Raw genomic sequence first — 23,823 nt, 5'->3', positions numbered from 1 at the left:
TTTTCCACCTCATAAGCAAACTCCACTTCCGCTTTGTCTTTTGATGTGGTGGAGTTTACTTTTATATTTATAAGGTAAATGTAATAGCTCTGAGTTTGACCACTAATATTTTTCGAATACTCCTGCCTTTTTATTACAGTTCCAATAGTGTTATACCCAGGAGTATTTAATATAGATGCATTTATAGTACCATTATCGCTACACGGGTTATTAGAACCACCACAATAAAACGTATCTGTGTTGATAGCATCAACTATCCTTTCAGTAAGCCCTTTTGCAGCTTCAAGTGCTGATGTATATACTTTCCCTTTACCAGAAAGAATAGTTCCACTCATGATAAGGTATAACAAAGCAGCAATAAATCCTACAGCCACAAATGAGAGAATAAGAGTAATTATCAGAGAGAAACCTTTTTTGTTATTCATAACTTATTCCTCTAATATTTACAGTTTTCCCTGACACTTTAATGATCTTCCACCTATATCTATTATATTCCTGGACATTGTTTAGATTTGTGAATGTAATTATTTTTCCAGTTTCCGTATCCTGGTAGCTAACTGAAGTGGAACCATAGTTAAAATTATTATCTTTACCCCCATCGTGCGTCAAAATAAAAACACTGATGGATTTCAGCTTTGCATACATATTTGTTGCCCCATTTATAGCAGAGCAGATAGAGTTTTCACAATAGTCATCTATAGTACCATCACTATTATTGTCATATCCAAAATACACTTTAAAACCTTTCACACAATTAACAATAGGCATGCCGTTTCTCACCAGATTACTTGCACCTGAAAAACAACGGGCAAGATTAGATGCTGCAAGATTATAAGTAACTGTTTCATAATATGAAGCGTTGTCTTTTAGGGGAAACCCAAAAGCAACTGTATTATTTGTAATAGTGGAACAGTCATAAGATATGTATTTAGGTGTGCCATTTTGCAAAACACCTTTCGTATAAAATTGCTTATCAGTACCTAATACAACAATATCATTAGCAGTATTATCCACCCTCATATCCTGTATTAAGTTAAACTTTTTACCTGTCGAATCATAAGACATAAGTATATACCCTTGTGTTTTATCTGATGATGCAGAATTTGTCATAAGAAGTGTTAGTGTATAATTGTCATTAGCACCTGAAATTGATATAGGTTCGGTATTAATAGGTATTCCAATTCCTGCAAGTAAAATATCTTTTCTGATTACTTCCAACCCTATCTGTTCTTCAATCGCTTTTGAACCTATCCCAGCTTCTTTTTTATAATCTCTTAATACTGAGATATAAGTCATATACACAGCACTTAAGACGATAAGCATAATGGCAACTGTCACCAACAATTCTATCAAAGTAAAACCTCTTTTAATCAAAATCATAGCCCTCCTTTTCCTGGATAGATATCTGAAGTAATAACTACCTCTTTTTTGACCCCTTTAATTTTATAACATGTCTTAACGTTTACTTTGTAATAATTACTCGTTTTAGCTATCACGCTAAATACAGATACAAACTTTACAGTCGAATTACTATAGTTCACGTTATCAATAAAAACTACTGAATTCGCTGTCGTTGCATCAGGGTCACAAGTATTATCAGCTACAGATAACGTTGAAATATCCGTCCTACCTCTTGCTTTATCCATATAACTCTGGGCAATTTTTGTGGCGGTATTTCTCATAAAATTAGCATAGTTATGTCCGATTGTAAGTATTAGTGAATAGTTTAATCCAAGCAATACTATTGCAAAAATGAATATAGAAACGAGGGCTTCCACCATTCCAAAACCCTTTAATCTACTTTGCAACACAATTGCCTCCTGAGTCCTGCTTACCCAAATAAACACTACCTTCAATCTTTACACAATTATACTGCACGTCTGCCACCACATCCGATTTTATACTGCCATTATCTAATATAAAACCATTTTTATTAAAATGGTACTCATTTTTGGTGGAGCTAAAGTTCCTTTTTAATTTCAACTCTTCTAAAACATTTGTATTGTCAGAATCATTATCCATCACCAACGTCAATGAGTCATTTAGTCTTACATAATAATCGATTTTCTCCGTAAAAGCCTGAGATCTGACTCTGCTGATAAAAGAATATATTTTGTACGTATCATTCTCCACATCCCTACCAATTGAATATTTATTATAGCTATAGATACCTATAGCTAAAAGTATAACTAAGATACTAATGGTCACCAGTAATTCAATCAGCGTAAGTCCTTTGTAATTTCTTATCATTTTTCAATCCAAAAAATTATTTTCCCTTTTTTTACACTGTAAGGAGTAGGTATTATCGGCGGAGTTTCCGGTGTTGTACCTGTATACCATGCTGTTTGACCTTGATTTATATTATTAACAGAGCTGTCTCCACCAGATGAATTCCCCTGTCCCATTGAATTGCTAACATTTCTGTATTTATCACCTTGTTTTGCAAAACTTGTAGAGCACATCTGGTTGATAGCAGCAGTAGATGTTTGAAGATACCCGCAGGATACCTTCGAAGTATCAACAATATAATTGGTGCAACTCGTATCCCAGATGCTTGCCCCCGTAGCACAATTTAGCCCCCACCCTCTTGATCTTCCACCATATGAACAGACATCTGTACTTGGCTGCATAGAAGTAAATAGTACCGTATTAGCCCATTCCATCTTTCCTGCATCTGCAATTACCCTCTCCTTGCCATAAGAAATACCATCATAAACCTCATCTGTATTAAGACCCACCTCCCAAGCCACAACTTTAGAAGTATTTTCTGCTTTGCTAAGTTCATTACAAATATCAGCATTATTTACTGCACTACTAAAGTTACAGTTTTTGTTTCTCAAACAGGATATTTTTATACCATAAAGCTTATTGTTTCTTCCTACAGAGTCATCTGCTTTTGAAAACCACCTTCCAGTTCCAATATATATATAATCCATACCAAAACAGGGCATATAAACAATACTACTACTCACGGCCCCATGTAATGAATTCATCAGTGTCTTTATATTATTACTGGAAAAGACACTATAATCATCTGGTAAAAATGCATAAACATCTGAAGTCCATCCAATGTTATTTTTGTAATAGCTAAAAGCAAAAAACACTGCATCTGTAACCCCATCACCGTTCCAATCCACACCTTCATTAAATAACCTATTTCCATAAACGGGAGTATTATTTATACCTGTTGTAAAGCTACCTACTTTAATAAAATCTTTTTTGCTAATTGACAATGCGTTGTCCAAAGAAAGTATATACACTCCCGCATTATTCTCATCAAAAGCTGTTGTGGCATCATAATTGGTCATCCCACTCAAAAACATTATATACAATGAATTATTTGGCCCTCTAATTATAGCAGGCCCTGAGTATGTAAACCCGAGTTTAGGATCGTTAAACTCCCATAAAAATTTTGGATGTGCAGGATCTGATATATCAAGAGCATAGTATGAGGAATATCCAACATTGCTTACATCAGCTGGTGGCTTTATTGCATTCGTTTGGTTATCACCCGTTCCACCACCCATTCTCATACCACCGATTAGAATCTTTTTCCCGTTGTATTCAAAAATATATGGGGTTAGGTCGTTTATATAAAGATGAAGGAAGTCTTTTTGTGCTCTATACCTAAGGTAAGGTAGTGCATTTTGTGGTATAAATGCCCATTCTTCAGTACCTATTTTATCCGTTCCATTATCATCTGAGTCATTCTGAAGAATGACTGCAACATTTGGTTCATTGCTTTTAACTGTCTTACCCAATCTAAATGCATGGAGCATACCATCATTTGCTGCCACATATAAGATACTCACATTATCGTAATCTACAATCTGGGGAGTAGAATATACTATATCTCCTATCAATCTTCTCGTACCACCAGAATCAGTTCTTAGTTCACAATTAGTTATATCGTAACCTTTTATAAAATTTTTGAGGTTGCTCACCGTACCAACACATCCAAGATCGCTTCCAAACAGACTATTTGACGCATCATCCAAATTTATCAACTTTGATCCATCTGAAGTATATATTTTTCTTACTGATGGATCATTTCCAAATTTTAGATTTGCTATATCTGATACTTCAAACAACGATTTTATCTCTTCTAGTTTTTCATATGGAGGAAGTACAGATTCATTATCATTCCCTTTGCAATCACTCTTGAATCTACTTATGGATAATTTATTATAAATACTATCATAATTGAACTGCAATATATAGTCTCCTCCAATCTCATTGTTACCACCACATATGTTAAGTTTATAGCCACCGGTCATTTCATCATTAATATTTGTATTTTCTCTTATATTTTGAACCAATATATTATCAGAATTTTTAAAATTCAAAAACCAGTAACCAAAAAGTTTACCAATCCAGGATGTTCCATTATATTCAGGATAAAATACTGCCTGCGTCATTAGCGAACCTTCTTTTCTTTTTTCGGTAAGTACCGCGACAGAAGTCCCTGATGAAACATTGGTTAATATCTGTTTGAATATATCATCCATAGCCTGCTTGAATTCATTAGGATTATTACCCTGAAAAAAGCCATCTGGCTTACCATTATTATCCGCATCCCATTCACTGCAAGTTGTAGATGGGAAATTTGTATAAAAAGAATTAAAATTATCTGAACTGTAGTTACAAGGAAGCCCATTTCCATCTATATCGTTGTACCCACCAAAGACTGCCATATGTTTTAAAGCCTCTGTTCCATCATCAGTTGAATCCATAAACATTGCTAATGTATAAGTTTTTACATTTTGTTTTCCTGTCAAATTATACATAAGATCTGTTTTCCACATATTTTTAATTGTGGAGAGGGGATCTTTGTTATCTGGATGATCGTCACTATACCCAGTATTCCATGCTCCATCAGAAACTACTATAGCGAAATTTTTTGCACATGGCACAACATTAGATCCAAACTGATATGCTTCAGTAGTCTTATAATAATCTGATATGGTATCTACAGCATATTTTGTATTAGTCCATCCACCAGCTTTTGTATCATTGATAGTCTTAATTAAAGATGTATAATCATAACTTGGTTTTATTACTGATAAATTATTGCTTGAAAACAAAACTGCTCCAACCCTTGGATTTCTTACATCGTTGCTTAGTTTTTGTAATATTCCCATTACTGCACCTTTTTCTGGGTCATATCCTGCAACATCTGAATATTTTATTTGCTCCCCAGATTCAGTTTTTACTGCTGCATTTGGAACCCATTCACACATGGTTGTATCAGCTTTACAGGTTGACTCTGTTGTAAAACTTGAACAATATTTTTTCTGGATACATTTTTTATTGTTCCAAGAGCATAAATTAGAATGATTATAGCATTCGTTTTTTGTCAAACCTGAGCAAGATATAATATCCTTACAAACACTTGACACACCACCACCAGTCAATACATATCTTAAAATATCTATCCTTTCCATATGCTTATAATTCAACCAATTACCGGAATAAGTTCCATTAGTATTATCCTTTACCCAGATACCACTACATGAATCATTTGAGATAGATCCACCATTACACTTATATTTGGCATTATTATCAAAATATCCAAAATAAGAAGAAGTATCACTATAAGATGGGTAAGCTTTCCATGTCATACTACCGCTGTAATCAAGAGCCATGTACACATTTGAGTATACGTCCTGCTGCATAAATGGTGGAATAACATAATAATATTCCTGATTGAGACTGTATACTTTTGGTAAAGATAAAAAATAAATTATAGTAAGCCACAAAAATAATCTTCTCATAATTCCTCCATTTAATCCTGAACCATATTTTCAAAATAATAAAAAACTAAGACTTCACCCACATTTTCCCTAATGTAATGATTTATCCTAAATATCTTATTCTCAAGACTTCTACTTCTAATTTTTACAATAGCCGAATCCGTATCCGTACATAATACAACCGCATGCAACCTCAATGCCTCACCTTCTGGTTTTATATACAAAGATATACTTTTATCATATGAATATTTGGTCTCACAAGTCCTATCCTCCGCTATTGCATTAAAGAAAGCCATACTCATCAGACAGATAAAAATAACAAAAAATCTCATTCCACACCTCCTGATACTCCTAGTATAATAATAACGAATTTTCGTGAAAAAATCGTGAAAAATTATTTATTAAATTTACAATGAATATGCTTATGGTTCTAAACCATATCTATAAAAATATCTTCTAAGCTATGCTTTATTGATACTATGTCAATTATTTCGACAGAAGAGTTTTTTAAGATTTCCATCACGTAAAAGAAATCATTCTTGTTGACTTCTACTTGCATAAGATCGTCATTTAATGCATCAATTTTATAGTTGGGGATAAGAATATTTCGTTTTTTGAAAATTATTTGAAAACCTGATGTGGTTAGATGTTTTATTTGAAGCCGATCAAGCTCATTTACGACTTGTCCAGACTTTACTATAATTACCTTTGAGCATATCTCTTCTATATCTGGGATGATGTGAGAACTAAAAAATATTGTAGTCCCATTTTTATTCAATTCATTCATGATATTTTTAAATAGAACACGTCCTATAGGGTCAAGACCGCTCATCGGCTCATCTAAAATCAAAATTTTAGGATCATGGATTATAGCTGATGCAAAACCTATTTTTTGAATCATACCTTTACTATATTTCCTAAGCTGTTTTTTTGCTGAGTCTATCAAACCAAAAGTCTCCAAAAGATTCAAAGCTTTTTTGTATGCTATATCTCTTTTTAATTTAAACATAAAAGCAGAAAGCATTAATAGATCTAAGCCCGTTATATTATCATAATATTGAGGATTTTCTGGCATGAAACCGATATTGATACGGGCTTTATAATCAGTTGAAGGTAATCCCATAATCCTAACTTCGCCAGTATCAGCTCTAATAAGATCCATAATGATTTTTATAGTAGTACTTTTACCGGCACCATTAGGTCCTAAAAATCCGTAAATCTCACCCTGTTTAACGGAAAAACTCATTCCATTTAGTGCTGCTACCTTTATATACTTCGATTTAAAAGTTTTAAATAATCTATCAACTTCTATTACATTCATCTCTTCATTTCACCTTCACTATTTTTATTCAAGAATGCCAATTTGCTTGTTGTTCTTACTCTATTGTTTTCATCTAAATAAAAATTTCCACCGTAGGGATCTTTTGGGATCTGTTTTAAGTACCCTAATAAAACCAACTCTTCAATATTACGAGGAAACCTGTCTTTTTCTGCTTTGAATTTTTTAACTGCATTTTCTATCTCAAATATAGCCTCAAGAGCTTTCAGTCTCACTTGATACTGCTTTTTTAAGTTATCTTTTGTTGTGGTAGAGATCATAACTTTAATATAGTTTATAGCCATAGCTGTATCCCCCCCCTCGAAAAAGAACCTTGATGCAAGCCCAACATAGAGGGGAGCACCTGATAATTCTGAAGCTTTTTTGAAATAGAAAGCAGCTTTTTTATAATCTTTTAAAAAATAAAAATGATTAAAGCCAAGAAAGAAAGGTATTTTATAGTCCCAATTTCTAAAATTGCTTACATACTCCAATATCATATTTATCTCTCTTACACGGCCAATATCCCAAGTAAAAACCGATTGTGCGAAATAATATATATCTTCATTGTAGGGGTTTAGTAATACAGAGGCTTCAACAGTTCTGTATAAATTATAATATTCGATCTCTTCAAGTATACCTTGTTGCAGATATTCAAATCTGCTACCATAGTAAATAATCGACTTAAAAGATAGGTAGTCACCTAAATACCACCTGTATTCTCCAGCAACAGCCTTATAAAATTTACCAGAAGGGGTATACCCAAGTTTTTGAATGTTGGATTTTGTTTTGTTGACTTCTATAAAATGGTCCAAAAAAACAGTATAAGTTGAAATAAGAATTAATAACGTTATTATAATGAATTTTGTTTTATAAAAGAAACACATACCTGTTTTATGTAAAATCTCTTCTATTGATCATTAATATAGTGCATAATATAACTATACCAAGATAAAGTATGAAGTAGATGAATGTTTTTAGTAAAATACTTGGTTCGTAAGGTAAAGAATAGCTCGCATGAGCTGTAAAATCAAAGGAAGATAGATTTGGGAAAGTATAGTAAATAAAATTTATCACTTTTTTTATTATTATATTAAATTTATCCCCTTCTTTCGATACAAAATCGTATAGACCCTGAGAAGCATTGCCTATAATATATACTGAAATGGTTAGAAAAATAGGAACATAAAATGATGTTGCAATAGAGGAAAATAAAAATGCAAATGCTAAGATAAGGATATATTTAAAGAGAGAAAAGAAATAAGCAACAACAATATGATCTAATAAAAGTGGTAAATCAGATTTATAAATAGTAGATGAAAATTTAATCACTATAAGTCCTATTAACAAATTAACAACGTTAATGAAAAACAAAACAATCACTACCGCAAAAAATCTCTGTAATAAATAACTCGCTCTGGATATAGGGTAGCTTAAAACAGTAAAAGCATACTTTTTCTCGATATCTCTCCATATAGTAAAGGTACCACCAAAAATGGATATAATTAGAAGTATGAAGGAGTTTAATGTCAATGACATTGTAATCGCTATCTCTTGTAACTGTCTAATAGAAAAGTAACTAAATACCGGTATTAAGAAGTAAAAAAAAATGAAGATTAGCATCAAAACAAAAACTCTATCTGAAATTAAAGCCTTAATTGTTTTTGATATCAATGCCATTCTTATGAAATTAAGAGGTGCCTTTCGGCACCTTGGCTGTAATTTTTATTTAGCAGTAAAACCACTAAAAATAGTTGCTGTGTCATTATCACTATATGAACTAGGTTCTGTAGTGATTAATTGAGAGCTATTATTATCCGAAGCTGCAAATGATTTTTCCCAAATTTGAGTAGTCATACTTCCTGTAGCATAAGCTTTTGTACCTTTATTATGCACTGTAGATATTACAAAAGCGGATTTATTATTAGGAGAGAAATAAGTTCCAATTACATCATTAGACAACTTTGCTGCATTACCTAAATCACCGCTAAGAACAGTAGCTAAATCTTTAGCAAATGCTACACTAACAACAATCGAAAGCATAGATATAATTATAAAAAGTTTTCTCATAATTTCCTCCTATTAGTCTTCTGGGTATTCTTGCTTGTCTGCAAAGTAAGATTCAAGTGCTGTTTTTGCATTCCTGATATCTGAATTAGCTGCAGAATTATATGCGTTTTGCCTGTACTTCGCAAACTGTGGAATAGCAATTGCGGCAAGGATTGCAATAATTGCCACAACTACCAATAGCTCGATGAGCGTAAAACCTTTTTTTACACTTTTCATAAATATTACCTCCTTATTTTTGTTTTATACGCTATTTAAGCAATTTAAGGCTATTAATGCAATTTAAATGCCAACACAAGCTATTTAAACCCAACATTCAAGACCCTTATCTATCCCGACATAATGATAGATATCTTTAATACACTTTTACATTTTTGTCAACCTATTTGACAAAAATGTCAAATAGGCTTCATCCCATACATCTTACACTTACTCCAATCCTGATAAATTGTAATCTTTTGGATACTCCACGCTGTATTTCAACAATATCTCCTTTTTTTTCTTGCGGGGATAGGCTAATGTTCCAGGATATTATACCATAATCAGATATTATCGCTTTATCCTTAGTAGGATCTATCTGATTTACTTTTATCATCTCATATCTGTATACAGGCAACTGGTCTTTTACGTTTAATATTATTCCATTCTTCTTCGTATTTTGGATGGTAATGAGATACTCATAGCTTACCCTAACATTCTTATCCCCAAAACCAACGTATTCGGTAAACCTTTTGACCTGTTTTCTATCTACTTTTATACTTTCATCCTTTCCTAAGGAAACCTCTACCCCCTCATCCGGCATCGTCTTATTGAGATTTATCTTTGCCACATAGTTACCATCCAGATAGATTGAGGCACTCCCCTGAAGTAATGGATAGCCAAAGCTATTTTTCACAGTGGGCTTTAAAAAAGCCGATTTGTCCATCTTTGGTATAGCATAATAGAAAAATTCCACTTTACTTTCCTTTTCAGCTATCTGAAACTTATAAAAACTATTACCCGAAGGTATAGTTACCTTATAAGGTATTTTGAATAAAAAAGATGTTGCCTCTTCCTTTATCTACGGATCGATAAATGATAAAGACTTGTTTGTCTTAGACGCAACACTATCCTCCAAGAAATCCTCTTCCTTTTTATACCCAAACTGCGGAACATATTTTTCAAGATAAATGGGGAATATCTCCGGAAGCCTTCCGGTGAAGCTTTTCAAGCTCTCTATCCAGATAAACCAATTTTTCCAGTTTTGCAGAGATGATCTTTTCATTAAAATATCTTCTTCATATGCACCTCCTGAATATTATTATAACAGATAAAATATTTAATAAACAAAATCATATGATAAAAAATAAAAAATCTCTTTGGTATTGACAAAAGAGATAAAGATTGCTATATGTTTACTTCCATTAAAAAGCCTGGGTGGTGGAACTGGTAGACACGCAGGACTAAGGATCCTGTGGGGTAAAACCTGTGGGGGTTCGAGTCCCCCCTCAGGCATTTTTTCAAAGTCCGACGTCTGAAGTTCAAGGTTTAAAGTTTGTCGATAAAAAATGGGGAGCCGTTAACTGCTCCCATCATCACCTGTTAGATAGTATTCATCATCAGATCCGCTATTTTTCTGGAAAAAGCTGACGGGTCTTTCGGCTTTTCTCCATCCGAAATCAGCGCTATATCAAAAATCATATTTGCAATTTCTGTGATCTTTGAGCTTTTGGGATCGATATCGTAGAGATCTTTGAGTTTTTTCATCACCGGATGATCGAGATTCAATTCTAAGATCTTTTTCGACTTTGGCACCTCCTGCCCCATAGATTCAAACAGTCTTCTCATCGACTCATCCATTGCATTTTCATCCATCACAAGACAGCAGAGGGAATCTGTCAATCTTGCACTCGCTTTTACATCCTGCAGATCTTCTTTTAGTTCATCTTTTATCTTTTCCAGAAGAGGTTTGTAGCTTTCTTCTTTCTCATTGAGATCCTTCAAATCCTCATCTTTGATCTTTATATCCCCCTTTGTGACAGATTTTAATTTTTTACCTTTATACTCAAAAAGTCCTCCGATGATAATTTCGTCAAATTCACCTGTAAAAAGGATGACGTCGATCCCTTTTGTTTTAAAATACTCTAATTGTGGGGAATTGATCAACTCCTCCACAGAACGCCCCACTATATAATAGATTTCCTCCTGACCATCTTTGAAATTTTCTATATAGGTATCAAGATCTATCATCTTTTCCCTATGGTTTAGCGTGTTGAATATCATAAGCGACGCAATCTCTTCTCTTCTTTCAAAATCTGTATGGATCCCCTCTTTTAACACATTTCCAAACTCATCAAAAAACTTTTTATATTTTTCCGGATCATTTTTCTTCATACCTTTGAGGGTATCTAAAACTTTTTTCGTGATATTTTTATTTATGTTTGCGACCTGCCTATTGTTTTGAAGCATCTCCCGGGAAACATTCAGAGGTAGATCTGAAGAGTCCACGACCCCTTTTATAAACCTGAGGTACGCCGGAATCAGTTCATCACAGGCATCCATAATTTGCACTTTTTTTACGTAGAGTGCTGGCCCAATCTTTGCACTTTTATAATATATATCAAAAGGTTTCTTTGAAGGGATAAATAAAAGGGCGGTGAATTCATTAACACCTTCGGCTTTATAGTGGATAGTTTCAAGTGGATCGTTAAAATCGTGGGAGATATGCTTGTAAAATTCGTTGTACTCCTCAGGCTTGATCTCCGATCTCGATTTAAGCCATAAGGCCTGCATAGAATTTAAAGTTTCCTCTTCCACCTTCCCATCCTTTTTCGACTCAAGGACTATCGGGTATTCTATGTAATCAGAATACTTTTTGACAATCTGTCTTATTCTCCATTCATCTAAAAACTCTTTTTCATCTTCCTTCATATGAAGAATCACAGTGGTACCAAAACCTTCCCTTTCCACCTCATCAATTTCGTAGCTTCCATCTGCGGAAGAAGTCCACTTAATCCCCTTTTCCTCCCCTATCTTCTTTGAAATCACGTCTATTCTACCTGCCACCATAAAAGCAGAGTAAAAACCCACACCAAATTGCCCTATCAGGTTGATATCTCCGGTTTCTTTTGCCTTTTTAAGGGTTTCCAGAAATTCTTTTGTACCAGATTTTGCAATCGTACCAAGATTGTTTATCGCTTCCTCTTTATTCATACCGATACCGTTATCAATTATCTTAAGCATCATAGAATCCTTATCCGGCACTATCTTTATCTTCCAATCTGTACCCACAAGATTCAATTCGCTATTGGTAAGACTTAGATAACGTGCCTTATCAATGGCGTCAGATGCGTTGGATATAAGCTCCCTCAAAAATATCTCCTTGTGGGAATATAGTGAATTGATGACAAGGTTTAATAGCTCTTTTACTTCCGCCCTAAATTCAAATTTCTCCATACTGTTAGCACCTCCATTTCATTGTTGCCAGATTGATAAAATATCTTTTTTTTTATTTTTTGCAAGAGATTAAAGATTAAGTAGCATTTAAGTTGACCAATATGTTTTTTTATAGTATCTATTTTAAATCAGGAGGTTGTATGGGATTTAACTGTGGAATCGTAGGTTTACCAAATGTAGGGAAATCTACGCTGTTTAATGCACTTACAAAAGCTCATGTGGAAAGTGCAAACTACCCTTTTTGTACTATAGATCCAAATATTGGAATTGTAAATGTACCGGATGAACGACTCGACTTCATCGCATCAGTGATAAACCCCAGAAAGGTCACCCCCACCACGATTGAGTTTGTGGATATAGCAGGTCTGGTGAAGGGGGCAAGTAAGGGGGAAGGGCTTGGAAATCAGTTTTTGACTCATATCCGTCAGGTGGATGCCATCGCACATATCGTGAGATGTTTTGAAAATGACGATGTTACCCATGTTGAGGGGGCAATCGATCCAATCAGGGATATCGAGATTATCAATAGCGAGCTTTTACTCTCAGACCTTGAGATATTGGAAAAAGCCCTCAATAAGTATAGCAAAGCCGCAAAGAGTGGGGATAAAGATTTAAAGGAAAAGGTGGAAATTCTAAAAAGGCTTTATGACAGTGCTTCAAACGGCGTAATGCTCAGGAATCTAATGACTGCAGAAGAAAAGGAACTTTTGAAGGAATACAATTTTATCACATCAAAACCGGTGATGTTTGTAATGAATGTGGATGAAGAGGGATTACAAAAAGACAACGATTACGTAAAAAAAGTCATCGATTACGCCAATAAAGAAGGATCAGTTTGCATAAAGATATCCGCCAAAATCGAAGCTGAGATTTCAGAGTTGGAAAAAGCGGAGGCTAAAGAGTTTTTAACCGCTTTGGGATTAAAGAAGTCTGGCTTGGAAATGATGATACAAGAAGGGTACAAACTACTTAATCTCATTACCTTTTTCACCGCAGGGGAAAAAGAGGTGAAAGCTTGGACAATTCAAAACGGCACCAATGCCCAAAAAGCCGCCGGAAAGATACACACCGACATAGAAAGGGGGTTTATCAGGGCTGAAGTCACCGATTACGAAACGTTTGTGGAGCTAAAATCTCTGCAGAAAGCTAAAGAATTGGGAAAAACACGATTGGAAGGGAAAGATTATATCGTAAAAGATGGGGATATCATATATTTTAGATTCAACGTATGAGGTAATATATGAAATTGACGCACTTTGATGAGGAAGGCAGAAGTAGAATGGTGGATGTCACAGAAAAAAATGACACCTTCAGAGTGGCTGTGGCATCAGGAAAAGTCTTTATGAAACCTGAAACGTTGAAGAGGATTTTGGATAAAGAGATTGAAAAGGGGGATGTATTTGGGGTTGCCAGAGTGGCAGCCATTATGGGGCTAAAAAAGACTTCAGATCTTATCCCTATGTGTCACCCTTTGAATATCACCGGGACAGATGTCTATTTCAAACCGAATACAGAAGAGTCTTATGTGGAAATAACCGTATCTGTCAAATTGACCGGTAAGACAGGTGTGGAGATGGAGGCTCTCACAGGGGTATCGATTGCGGCACTTACCATCTATGATATGTGTAAAGCTATTGACAAAGAGATGACAATATCTGATATTATGCTATTATCAAAAAGTGGTGGCAAAAGTGGAGAATTTAAAAGGGGTAGTCTGTGAAGATCTATATCTCCCAGATAAAACCGTTCCTCGGGGACCTATCAAAAAATATAGAGCTACATAAAAACGAGATTCAACATGCTATAGATCAAAAAGCTGATATAGTAATCTTCCCGGAGCTATCACTAACTGGCTACTTTTTAAGGGATTTAGTCCATGATGTAGCATTAAAAAGTAACTCTGAAACTATAAAACTATTTGAATCTACCTCCAAACGTATAGGTATTATTGCAGGTTTTGTTTATGAAGATGAAAACCATCAGTTTTTTAATGCAGCCGGATACTTTGAGGCTGGGTCGCTGAAACACCTGCACAGAAAGGTTTATCTACCAAACTATACAATGTTTGAAGAATCCCGTTATTTTGCTGCAGGTAAAAGTTTTGAAACATTCGATATGTTTGGAAGTAAAACTGGGATTCTGATATGTGAAGATGCCCTGCATTTGAGCTCCCTCTATCTTTATTCACTGCAGGGGGTAAAGAATCTATTGATAGTATCAAATTCACCAGCCCGAGGCTTCTATAGCGATAGATTCTACTCTCAAGAGTTGTGGTATAATACTATTAAATTTATAGCCAATAACCTCACGGTAAACACCATCTTCGTAAACAGAGTGGGTGTAGAAGATGGGGTGACATTCTGGGGTGGATCTTTGGCAATAGATGCATTAGGTAGTGAGATTGGAAGATGTGATCTGATTAGAGAAGACAACCGGATCGTTGAAATAAAAGATGAAACTGTTCGTAGAAGTAGAATATTATCCCCATTTTACAGGGATGAGGATCCTGAGCTCTTTTTGGAATTCATCAGAAATAAGGGGATCATAAAATGAATTTAAACTATAAAATGGTGGCAGATGTTTTGGTAAATTTTATAAAAGAGGAAACAGAAAAAACAGGTTTTGCAAATTTGGTAGTTGGTTTAAGTGGTGGAATCGACTCTGCACTTTCGGCAGTCCTTGCAACTAAGGCTGTAGGAAGGGATAAACTATTTGCTTTTGCCCTTCCATATAAAACAAGCAGTAAAGAGAGTTTAGATGATGCAAAACTGTTGGCGGATAAATTTGGTATAAATCTGCAAGTAATAGAGATTACCCCATACGTAGACCCCTTTCTTGAAACGTTAAATCTGGATAATAAGCTCCGTATGGGAAATGTAATGGCAAGGATGAGAATGGTAACCCTTTTTGATATGTCTTCAAAATATCGGGCGTTGGTGTTGGGTACCAGCAACAAGACAGAACTCCTCTTAGGGTATGGTACATGGTATGGGGATCTTGCTTCGGCTATAAATCCGATCGGAGATCTTTACAAAACGCAGGTTTGGGAGCTTTCCAAATATCTCGGAATCCCCGAGAAGCTGATCAATAAAAAACCTACAGCAGATCTCTGGCTTGGACAAACAGATGAGGATGAATTGGGGTTTTCCTACACAGAAGTGGATAGACTACTTTATCATATGATCGACGAAAGATTGTCAAAGAGCGAACTGATAAACTTGGGATTCAGCGAACAGTTTATAATGAATGTAGCCGAAAGGGTAAGAAAAAATCAGTTTAAAAGACAGCTGCCTATAATCGCAAAGATAAGCAATAGAACTATCGATAGAGATTTTAGATATAGTAGAGATTGGGGATATTGACAGGCAAAATTTAGAAGGTAAAAATACTTACAATTTTTTCTCAAGTTTTCCTTATACAGAGCATTTTATATGTATTTGAGAATAAATTTTTTAGGAGCAACTGATGAATAAAATAATCAAAGAAGCATTGACTTTTGATGATGTCCTATTGGTCCCTGCTAAAAGTGACGTGCTACCCCATGAGGTTAGTACCAAAACGATGTTGACCAAAACGATATCTCTCAATATCCCAATTGTCAGCGCTGCAATGGATACCGTTACCGAGGCAAAAATGGCTATTGCCATAGCCCAAGAAGGTGGAATAGGGTTCATACATAAGAATATGACTATAGCAGAGCAGGCGGAAGAGGTGGACAAGGTGAAAAGGTCCGAAAGTGGCATGATAGTGGATCCAATAACGATTGAGTCCGGTAGTACTGTGGAAGATGCCCTGAAATTGATGGCAAAATACAAGATCTCCGGCATTCCTGTTATAAAGAATAACAGGCTTGTGGGAATATTGACAAATAGAGACCTCCGTTTTGTGGATAAATACAATGAACCAATCGATAATTACATGACAAAAGAGAATCTGGTCACCGTCCCGGTTGGGACATGCCTTGAAGAGGCAAAAAAACATCTCCAGGAACATCGGATAGAAAAACTACTTGTGGTGGATGACAATTACAATCTTAAAGGGCTTATTACCATCAAAGATATAAACAAAAAGCTCAAATACCCCTACGCCACCAAGGATAAATTAGGTAGACTTATGGTGGGGGCAGCCGTTGGTACCGGTATAGATACGATGGAGAGAGTGGCAGCCCTTGTTGAAAAAGGGGTGGACGTCATTGTGGTGGATACCGCCCATGGACATTCAAAAAAGGTACTAGAAACAGTGGAAAAGATCAGATCAAAATACAACGATCTACAGATTGTAGCAGGAAATGTTGCAACATATGAAGCGGTAATAGATCTTGCAAAGGCTGGTGCCGACTGCGTAAAGGTGGGGATCGGACCAGGATCCATCTGTACCACAAGAGTGGTGGCAGGTGTGGGGGTACCGCAAATCACAGCCATTATGGACTGTGCCGAAGCGGCTGCCAAAGCTGGAGTAACAATTATAGCAGATGGTGGGATCAAGTATTCTGGGGATATCGTAAAGGCAATTGCCGCCGGGGCAAATGCCGTAATGATAGGATCTCTACTTGCAGGTACAACAGAATCACCAGGAGAGATAGAGCTATATCAGGGCAGAAGCTACAAGGTTTACCGAGGAATGGGATCTGTGGGTGCAATGAAAAAAGGCAGTAAAGACAGATACTTCCAGGGTGAAGTCGAGATGGAAAGTAAGTTCGTTCCGGAAGGGATCGAAGGTAGGGTACATTACAAAGGTGATTTAAGCCATACTATTTATCAGCTTGTGGGGGGATTAAAATCTGGCATGGGTTATACCGGATGTGCCACCATAGAAGAATTGATGAAAAAAGCTAAATTCGTCAAGATAACCAATGCCGGATTGCGGGAAAGTCACGTGCATGACGTAATTATTACCAAAGAAGCACCAAATTATTGGATTAATACTTAGGTGATACTATGGATATACATTCTGAAAAAATTTTAATATTAGATTTTGGTTCCCAGTATACCCAGCTTATAGCAAGAAGAGTGAGGGAGCATAGGGTTTACTGTGAAATTTTCCCTTGCAACGTTAGCTACGAAAAGATAGTGGAGTTTGCTCCAAAAGGTATCATCCTATCCGGAGGTCCCTCCTCCGTTTACGATAAAAATGCCCCCTTTTGCGACAGAAGGGTCTTTAATCTTAATATTCCGATATTAGGTATATGCTACGGGATGCAGCTCATCTGTCAACATTTTGGTGGTATTGTGGCAGCCGCCCAACACAGGGAGTATGGTAGAAGTGAACTGTTTATCAAAGAAGACCCATTTTTTGATAATCTTAAACTTAATGGTAATAAACTCACCGTATGGATGAGTCATGGTGATAGGCTGGAAAAGATCCCGGAGCTATTTGAAATCGTTGGATGGACGGATAATGCCCCCATAGCCGCGATGAAGCATAGAGAAAAACCGATCTATGCAATTCAATTCCATCCTGAAGTTGCCCATACCGACCAGGGGGATATCCTTTTGAAAAACTTTGTTGTGGATATATGTGGTTGCAAACAGATATGGACCCCGGGAAATTTTATACATTCAGAGATAGAGAAGATTAGAAATATTGTGGGGGATAAAAAGGTCCTCTGCGCCCTGAGTGGTGGAGTGGATTCATCAGTGGCAGCAGTGTTAGTACATGAAGCAATAGGTGACAATTTAACCTGTGTTTTTGTAAACAACGGCCTTTTAAGATATAAAGAGGCGGATCAGGTTTTGAAAACCTTCAGGGATAATTTTAAAATCAACCTTGTATACGTTGATGCTGAGGACAGATTTTTACAAGCATTAAAAGATGTGGAAGAACCTGAAAAAAAGAGGAAGATAATCGGTAATCTTTTTATAAGGATTTTTGAAGAGGAAGCTAAAAAACTTGGTGATTTTGAATTTTTAGTTCAGGGAACCCTTTATCCAGACGTAATAGAGTCTGTATCCTTTAAGGGACCTTCCGCCACCATAAAGACCCATCACAACGTTGGGGGTCTGCCGGAGGATATGAAATTTAAATTGATCGAGCCCTTACGGGAGCTTTTTAAGGATGAAGTAAGAAAAGTGGGACTGGAATTAGGCCTTTCGGAGGATATCGTTTTCAGACACCCCTTCCCTGGACCTGGACTTGCCATAAGGGTATTGGGCAGTGTTGATAAATCAAGGCTTGACCTTTTGAGGATAGCGGATCATATCTTCATCGAGGAGATAAAAAAAGCTGGACTTTATAGAGAGATATGGCAGGCATTTTCGGTGCTTTTACCCGTAAGATCTGTGGGGGTCATGGGTGATGAGAGGACGTACGAAAATGTGCTTGCTTTAAGAGCAGTCACAAGTGTGGATGGTATGACCGCCGACTGGGCAAAGATCCCTTACGAGATTTTGGGAAAGATATCAAACCGTATAATAAACGAAGTAAAAGGTATAAATCGAGTGGTATACGACATCAGTTCAAAACCACCAGCAACAATAGAATGGGAATAAGCTACTGATGAAAACAGAAAACTTTATAGCACTAAGATATATAAAATCAAAAAAAGAGACAAAAGCCATCTCTTTTATCTCCGTAATAGCCGTCATCGGAATACTTCTGGGTGTAGCCACTCTGATAGTAGTCACAAACGTCTTTACTGGATTCGAAAATAACCTGAAGGATAAAATACTGGGCGCCAACTCCCACATAATAGTAAATAGGATAGACGTGGGTACCATTTCAGATTGGCAGAAAGTGGAAAATAAAATTAGAGAAACAAAGGGGGTGGTGGCGGTATCACCTTTTGTTTTCAGCCAGGTACTTCTAACAGGACCTGCCAATGTAAGTGGTGTGATGCTGAGGGGGATAATCCCGGAAAAGGAGGCCCAAGCCATCAATATAAAGCAGTTTATCACGGCTGGGGATCTTTTTAAATTAAGATATGATTTTGACAATAAAAGTGGGATAGTACTGGGCAAAGATCTTGCTTTGACACTTGGTGTAAGGCTATACGATGAAGTGGTAATGGTGGCACCTTTTGGAAAAAAAGGCCCCTTTGGATTTACCCCAAAGATGCAAAAGTTTCATGTGGTGGCTATATTCGATTCCGGCATGTATGATTACAACAATGGTCTTGCATTTGTGGATATAAAAGCAGCGCAAAAATTCTTTGACCTCGGGGATTCCATAACAGGGTTTAGCGTCAAAGTGGATAATATAGATAGGGCATCCAAAATAGCCAAAGAGATAGCCGCAAAGTTAGACTTCCCCTTCTGGGCAAGAGACTGGTTGAGTATGAATAAAAATCTATTTTCAGCCCTTGAACTGGAAAAAGCAGCTATGTTTGTGGTACTTACACTTATTGTGGTGGTGGCATCCTTTAATATCGTAAGTCTCATTACAATGACCGTAAAAGATAAAAAGCGTGATATCGCTATACTAAGGGCGATGGGTGCCTCCGAAAAGATGATCCAGAAGATCTTCATAAAGCAGGGGCTGATAATCGGTGTGGTGGGTACTTTTCTGGGGGATATACTTGCTCTTGTGATCTGTCTAATATTAAAAAAATACAAGATCATATCCCTTCCCAAAGATGTCTATTTTATGGACAGAATCCCCGTGGAAATCGTACCGGAGGTATTTTTAATCGTAACCGTATCTGCAATACTAATTACCTACCTTTCCGCCCTTTATCCGGCAAGGCAGGGGGCAAAGATGGATCCTATAGCTGCGTTGAGGAATGAATGATGAGCTTTTTAGAAATCCTGAATATATCCAAAAGCTACAGAAAATCAAACAACGTAATCCAGGTTTTAAATAACTTTGTTTTAAACGTTGAAAAAGGGGAATCGGTGGTTGTTGTGGGGCCATCTGGATCAGGTAAATCCACACTTATGCATATCATAGGTGGATTGGATAGACCAGATACCGGAAGTATAGTCTTCAAAGGGGAGAATATCTTTAATCAAAACTACCCCATCGATGAATATCGGAATAAAAAAGTAGGTTTTGTATTCCAATTCCACTACCTATTAAATGATTTTACCGCATTGGAAAATGTAGCGATGCCCGCAATGATAGCCGGCACTCCCATTAATAAAGCACTTAAACATGCCGAATTCCTTCTGGATAAGGTGGGGCTATCCCAGAGATACCATCATCATCCCAATGAGCTTTCCGGTGGAGAACAGCAGAGGGTTGCGGTGGCAAGAGCACTGATGAACGATCCGGAGCTTCTTCTGGCAGATGAACCAACGGGTAACCTTGATGGTGCAAACACACTGGAGATCATGAAGATATTTGATAAATTAAAATCAGAAGGGGTCACCATCATAATGGTAACCCATGATGAAAAGCTCACCCACAATTTTAATAAAAAAGTGGTGTTAGAGAAATTATGACCATCCTGTACCTTCTTGACCTATTGGGCACCATAGCCTTTGCAATTAGTGGAGCCCTGGCAGGCGTAAGAAAAGAGATGGATCTATATGGGATATCAGTGTTGAGCCTTGTGACGGCGGTGGGTGGTGGAACTATTAGAGATCTGCTTGTGGGGCGAATTCCACCTTTTATTTTTAGAGATTACAATTATATAGTTTTATCACTATTATCGGCACTTATCGTATTTTTCTTTTATAGAAAAGTTGAAAGGGGATATAATACACTACTGATTATGGATGCACTGGGATTGGGTGTTTTTACTGTAATCGGAGTTAAGGTGGGGATTGACTATAATATCGGTTATATCGGTTCGATATTCATGGGGGTTATGACCGGTACAGTAGGTGGGATGATTAGAGATCTTTTGCAGGGAGAGATTCCACTGGTACTAAAAAAAGAGGTTTACGCATCAGCATCTCTAATTGGTGGTGTAGTATACTTAATACTTTTCGAATCTATAGGCGAAAACTATATCACTATTATTATTGCCATTCTGGTGGTATTTCTTTTGAGGGTGTTGGCTATATGGAGAAACTGGAACCTACCAAAACCAAGGGTATAAAATTCAAATATAATTTAGTGGAGTTAGCATGAAAATAGGGATTATAAGTGGCACAGGCTTCCTCGTGGAAGAAGGGTTTAAGTTTGTGGAAGAGATAAATTTATCAAATAAGTACGGTTTACCATCCTCCAGCTACAAAAAATATCTCTTTGGGGATAATGAGATCTATTCCCTTGCAAGGCATGGAGAAAAACATGAATTCCCTCCCCATTTAATCAATTATAGATCAAATATATACGGATTTTATGAACTCGGCGTGGACTTCATTGTGGCTTTTGGGGCTGTGGGGGGGATAAATACCCTACTTTTGCCCGGTGATTTTTTGATACCGGATAATATAGCAGACTGGACATACGGCCGTGCATCAACATATTCAGATGTAGGAGATACTTACCATATAGATTTCACATATCCATTCTGCCCATCAATAAGGGAAGAGCTTATAAATATACTAAAAAAATCCGGATCACGTTTTCATCCAAAGGGGGTATACCTATGCACAAACGGCCCAAGATTGGAGAGTGCGGCGGAGATAAACGCTTTTTCAAAACTGGGGTTTGATGTTGTTGGAATGACCCTTATGCCGGAAGCCGCCCTTGCAAGGGAGCTTGGTATATGCTATGCAGCCGTAAATATCGTATCAAATTTCGCAGCCGGTATTAGTAAAACTCAGCTTACCACAGATGAAGTGGTGGAGCATGTGAGAAGAAATGAAGTTGTCATCAGGCTTATAATCAAAGAGATGGCTTCGATGAAGACGAAATCCCCCTGTAGCTGCCATGAGGCAATAAAAAATGCTAGATTTAAATAAGATCATCAGAAGCAACGAACCTTTAGGTAACCATTGCAGCTATAAAACCGGAGGCCCAGCGAGATTTTTTGCCGAACCAAAAAATAACTTAGAGTTAAAGCTCACCTGGGACTTTTTGCATGAGAGGAACTTAAGATATATTGTAATAGGCAACGGGACGAATGTACTCTTCGACGATGCAGGTTTCGACGGAGTGGTTTTATCTCTAAAAAAACTTAATCGATTTATGATAATAGATAAAAATATCCTGACCGCCGGATCCGGGATTTTACTGGATGATATGGTGGTATTTTCTATCATAAACAATCTTTCCGGCATCGAACATCTATCAGGTATCCCCGGCACAGTTGGGGGAGCCATTTACATGAACGCCGGAGCCTTTGACACAGAGATAAAAGACGTTGTTTACTCTGTGGAGATATTCAAAGATGGTAAATTTACCACATTAAAGGCCAGTGAATTATCCTTTTCTTACAGAAAAAGCTCAATAAAGGATGAAATTATCGTATCCGGATCGTTTAAACTCAATTTCGCCAAGAATGATCTAAAAAAGATAAGGGAAGAGATATTAAATAAAAGGGGGGAGAAACAACCCCTTGAATACCCATCCTGCGGATCTGTATTCAAAAGACCTTCAGGGACATATGCCGGCAAGCTTATAGAAGAATGCGGACTGAAAGGGTTTTCCATCGGTGGGGCAAAGGTTTCGGAAAAACACAGTAATTTTATCATAAACTTTAACAATGCCAGCAGTAAGGATATAAAAGATCTGATATCCCACGTAAAAATGGTTGTTTTCCAAAAAACCGGCATTAAGTTAGAGGAAGAGGTAAAAATAATTGAAAGGTAGATATGTACAAATACTTCGGTAAACGTATAATGGATGTAATATTTTCTGCATTGGCAATCCTACTGCTCTTACCAGTGTTTATCGTCATTGCATTATTGATAAAGCTTGATTCAAAAGGTCCGATATTTTATCGACAGATCAGGATGGGTAAAGATTTTAAACCTTTTGGACTTTACAAATTCCGCACTATGGTGGTGGATGCCGATAAGATAGGCCCCCTTGTTACCAAAGATAGAGATCCCCGCATCACAAAGGTGGGGTATTATTTGAGAAAATGGAAGTTAGATGAGCTACCTCAATTTCTAAACGTTTTAAAAGGGGATATGAGTCTTGTGGGACCAAGGCCTGAGGTGGAAAGATTCGTAAAACTATTCAAAGATGATTACAGCATCGTATTGACTGTCAAACCAGGGATAACCGATTATGCAACGATACTATTCCGTGATGAAGAGGATATTATAGCTCAGCTTGATGACATTGAAAAGGGGTATACCCAGGTGATCCTTCCCAAAAAGATTGAGCTTTATAAAAAATACATCGAAGATATCTCATTTTTTACAGATATAAAATTATTATATTTGACTTTTTTAAAAATATTGAGAATATAAT

The 23,823-nt window shown here is 36.6% G+C and carries 25 protein-coding genes, 1 tRNA gene and 1 pseudogene; 13 read left to right on the top strand and 14 right to left on the bottom strand.

The annotated features are described in order from the left end of the window. From ACP5Q2_RS06980 to ACP5Q2_RS06920, 13 genes and pseudogenes are all read right to left on the bottom strand, one after another. Window positions 1-425 (bottom strand): annotated as a pseudogene (locus tag ACP5Q2_RS06980) (hypothetical protein); the annotation flags it as partial. Beyond that, window positions 418-1,380, bottom strand: coding sequence for a PilW family protein (locus tag ACP5Q2_RS06975; protein WP_428098595.1), 963 nt, complete (start codon window positions 1,378-1,380; stop codon window positions 418-420). The pseudogene ACP5Q2_RS06980 and the gene ACP5Q2_RS06975, both read right to left, overlap by 8 nt. Beyond that, complete coding sequence (locus ACP5Q2_RS06970; protein ID WP_428098593.1) at window positions 1,377-1,811, bottom strand: type IV pilus modification PilV family protein; 435 nt, start codon at window positions 1,809-1,811, stop codon at window positions 1,377-1,379. The genes ACP5Q2_RS06975 and ACP5Q2_RS06970 overlap by 4 nt, the downstream gene beginning before the upstream one ends. Then, window positions 1,798-2,250: a pilus assembly FimT family protein gene (locus ACP5Q2_RS06965; protein WP_428098590.1), complete on the bottom strand. Its 453-nt coding sequence runs from the start codon at window positions 2,248-2,250 to the stop codon at window positions 1,798-1,800. Before ACP5Q2_RS06965 ends, ACP5Q2_RS06970 begins: the two co-directional genes overlap by 14 nt. Continuing rightward, window positions 2,247-5,774, bottom strand: a complete 3,528-nt coding sequence (locus tag ACP5Q2_RS06960; protein ID WP_428098587.1) for a VWA domain-containing protein — start codon at window positions 5,772-5,774, stop codon at window positions 2,247-2,249. Before ACP5Q2_RS06960 ends, ACP5Q2_RS06965 begins: the two co-directional genes overlap by 4 nt. A gap of 11 nt (window positions 5,775-5,785) precedes the next feature. Then, a complete protein-coding gene (locus tag ACP5Q2_RS06955; RefSeq protein ID WP_428098584.1) occupies window positions 5,786-6,085 on the bottom strand; it encodes a hypothetical protein in 300 nt (99 codons plus the stop codon). Between the two features lie 98 nt (window positions 6,086-6,183). After that, window positions 6,184-7,074, bottom strand: coding sequence for an ABC transporter ATP-binding protein (locus ACP5Q2_RS06950; protein ID WP_424605070.1), 891 nt, complete (start codon window positions 7,072-7,074; stop codon window positions 6,184-6,186). Next, window positions 7,071-7,886, bottom strand: a complete 816-nt coding sequence (locus tag ACP5Q2_RS06945) for a hypothetical protein (protein WP_424605071.1) — start codon at window positions 7,884-7,886, stop codon at window positions 7,071-7,073. Before ACP5Q2_RS06945 ends, ACP5Q2_RS06950 begins: the two co-directional genes overlap by 4 nt. A gap of 79 nt (window positions 7,887-7,965) precedes the next feature. Continuing rightward, entirely contained in the window at window positions 7,966-8,610 is a 645-nt protein-coding gene (locus ACP5Q2_RS06940) for an ABC transporter permease (protein WP_424605072.1), read from the bottom strand. 186 nt (window positions 8,611-8,796) lie between these two features. Then, on the bottom strand, window positions 8,797-9,141 hold the full coding sequence (locus ACP5Q2_RS06935) for a hypothetical protein (protein ID WP_428098580.1): 345 nt from the start codon (window positions 9,139-9,141) through the stop codon (window positions 8,797-8,799). 12 nt (window positions 9,142-9,153) lie between these two features. Further along, window positions 9,154-9,357 (bottom strand): prepilin-type N-terminal cleavage/methylation domain-containing protein, encoded by a 204-nt coding sequence (locus tag ACP5Q2_RS06930; protein WP_428098578.1) that lies wholly within the window; start codon window positions 9,355-9,357, stop codon window positions 9,154-9,156. Between the two features lie 190 nt (window positions 9,358-9,547). Then, window positions 9,548-10,198 (bottom strand): DUF4139 domain-containing protein, encoded by a 651-nt coding sequence (locus ACP5Q2_RS06925; RefSeq protein ID WP_428098600.1) that lies wholly within the window; start codon window positions 10,196-10,198, stop codon window positions 9,548-9,550. Further along, window positions 10,199-10,402 carry a hypothetical protein gene (locus ACP5Q2_RS06920; RefSeq protein ID WP_424605075.1) on the bottom strand — a complete coding sequence of 68 codons (204 nt, stop codon included), beginning with the start codon at window positions 10,400-10,402 and terminating at the stop codon, window positions 10,199-10,201. Window positions 10,403-10,548: 146 nt separating this feature from the next. Between ACP5Q2_RS06920 and ACP5Q2_RS06915 the strand changes: the two genes are divergently transcribed. Beyond that, window positions 10,549-10,632, top strand: a tRNA-Leu gene (locus ACP5Q2_RS06915). 87 nt (window positions 10,633-10,719) lie between these two features. Here ACP5Q2_RS06915 and htpG read toward each other — a convergent pair. Continuing rightward, on the bottom strand, window positions 10,720-12,573 hold the full coding sequence (gene htpG, locus ACP5Q2_RS06910) for a molecular chaperone HtpG (RefSeq protein WP_424605076.1): 1,854 nt from the start codon (window positions 12,571-12,573) through the stop codon (window positions 10,720-10,722). 140 nt (window positions 12,574-12,713) lie between these two features. On the opposite strand from htpG, the gene ychF reads away from it, so the two are divergent. The 12 genes from ychF (at window position 12,714) to ACP5Q2_RS06850 (ending at window position 23,822) form a co-directional block, all read left to right on the top strand. Then, a complete protein-coding gene (gene ychF, locus ACP5Q2_RS06905; protein WP_424605077.1) occupies window positions 12,714-13,805 on the top strand; it encodes a redox-regulated ATPase YchF in 1,092 nt (363 codons plus the stop codon). Between the two features lie 8 nt (window positions 13,806-13,813). After that, entirely contained in the window at window positions 13,814-14,293 is a 480-nt protein-coding gene (moaC, locus tag ACP5Q2_RS06900) for a cyclic pyranopterin monophosphate synthase MoaC (protein WP_424605078.1), read from the top strand. Beyond that, window positions 14,290-15,126: a nitrilase-related carbon-nitrogen hydrolase gene (locus ACP5Q2_RS06895; protein WP_424605079.1), complete on the top strand. Its 837-nt coding sequence runs from the start codon at window positions 14,290-14,292 to the stop codon at window positions 15,124-15,126. The genes moaC and ACP5Q2_RS06895 overlap by 4 nt, the downstream gene beginning before the upstream one ends. Further along, entirely contained in the window at window positions 15,123-15,935 is an 813-nt protein-coding gene (locus ACP5Q2_RS06890; protein ID WP_428098574.1) for an NAD+ synthase, read from the top strand. The genes ACP5Q2_RS06895 and ACP5Q2_RS06890 overlap by 4 nt, the downstream gene beginning before the upstream one ends. A 103-nt stretch (window positions 15,936-16,038) precedes the next feature. Beyond that, window positions 16,039-17,502 (top strand): IMP dehydrogenase, encoded by a 1,464-nt coding sequence (gene guaB / locus ACP5Q2_RS06885; protein ID WP_428098571.1) that lies wholly within the window; start codon window positions 16,039-16,041, stop codon window positions 17,500-17,502. 8 nt (window positions 17,503-17,510) lie between these two features. Then, window positions 17,511-19,061: a glutamine-hydrolyzing GMP synthase gene (gene guaA, locus ACP5Q2_RS06880; protein WP_428098569.1), complete on the top strand. Its 1,551-nt coding sequence runs from the start codon at window positions 17,511-17,513 to the stop codon at window positions 19,059-19,061. 7 nt (window positions 19,062-19,068) lie between these two features. Then, window positions 19,069-20,298, top strand: coding sequence for a lipoprotein-releasing ABC transporter permease subunit (locus tag ACP5Q2_RS06875; RefSeq protein ID WP_428098566.1), 1,230 nt, complete (start codon window positions 19,069-19,071; stop codon window positions 20,296-20,298). After that, the gene (locus tag ACP5Q2_RS06870) at window positions 20,295-20,951 is read left to right on the top strand and encodes an ABC transporter ATP-binding protein (protein WP_424605084.1); all 657 of its coding nucleotides are present in this window, start codon (window positions 20,295-20,297) and stop codon (window positions 20,949-20,951) included. The genes ACP5Q2_RS06875 and ACP5Q2_RS06870 overlap by 4 nt, the downstream gene beginning before the upstream one ends. Further along, window positions 20,948-21,553, top strand: a complete 606-nt coding sequence (locus ACP5Q2_RS06865; RefSeq protein ID WP_424605085.1) for a trimeric intracellular cation channel family protein — start codon at window positions 20,948-20,950, stop codon at window positions 21,551-21,553. The genes ACP5Q2_RS06870 and ACP5Q2_RS06865 overlap by 4 nt, the downstream gene beginning before the upstream one ends. Window positions 21,554-21,581: 28 nt before the next feature. Continuing rightward, window positions 21,582-22,364 (top strand): S-methyl-5'-thioinosine phosphorylase, encoded by a 783-nt coding sequence (locus ACP5Q2_RS06860; protein WP_424605086.1) that lies wholly within the window; start codon window positions 21,582-21,584, stop codon window positions 22,362-22,364. After that, the gene (murB, locus tag ACP5Q2_RS06855) at window positions 22,348-23,214 is read left to right on the top strand and encodes a UDP-N-acetylmuramate dehydrogenase (protein ID WP_424605087.1); all 867 of its coding nucleotides are present in this window, start codon (window positions 22,348-22,350) and stop codon (window positions 23,212-23,214) included. The genes ACP5Q2_RS06860 and murB overlap by 17 nt, the downstream gene beginning before the upstream one ends. Window positions 23,215-23,216: 2 nt before the next feature. Next, window positions 23,217-23,822, top strand: a complete 606-nt coding sequence (locus tag ACP5Q2_RS06850; RefSeq protein WP_424605088.1) for a sugar transferase — start codon at window positions 23,217-23,219, stop codon at window positions 23,820-23,822. Window position 23,823: the final 1 nt, after the last annotated feature.

This window comes from Calditerrivibrio sp. (assembly GCF_049968475.1).
Classification (GTDB): domain Bacteria; phylum Chrysiogenota; class Deferribacteres; order Deferribacterales; family Calditerrivibrionaceae; genus Calditerrivibrio; species Calditerrivibrio nitroreducens_A.
Note: the sequence above shows the minus strand (reverse complement) of the source record. Positions and strands in the feature narration are given on the sequence as shown.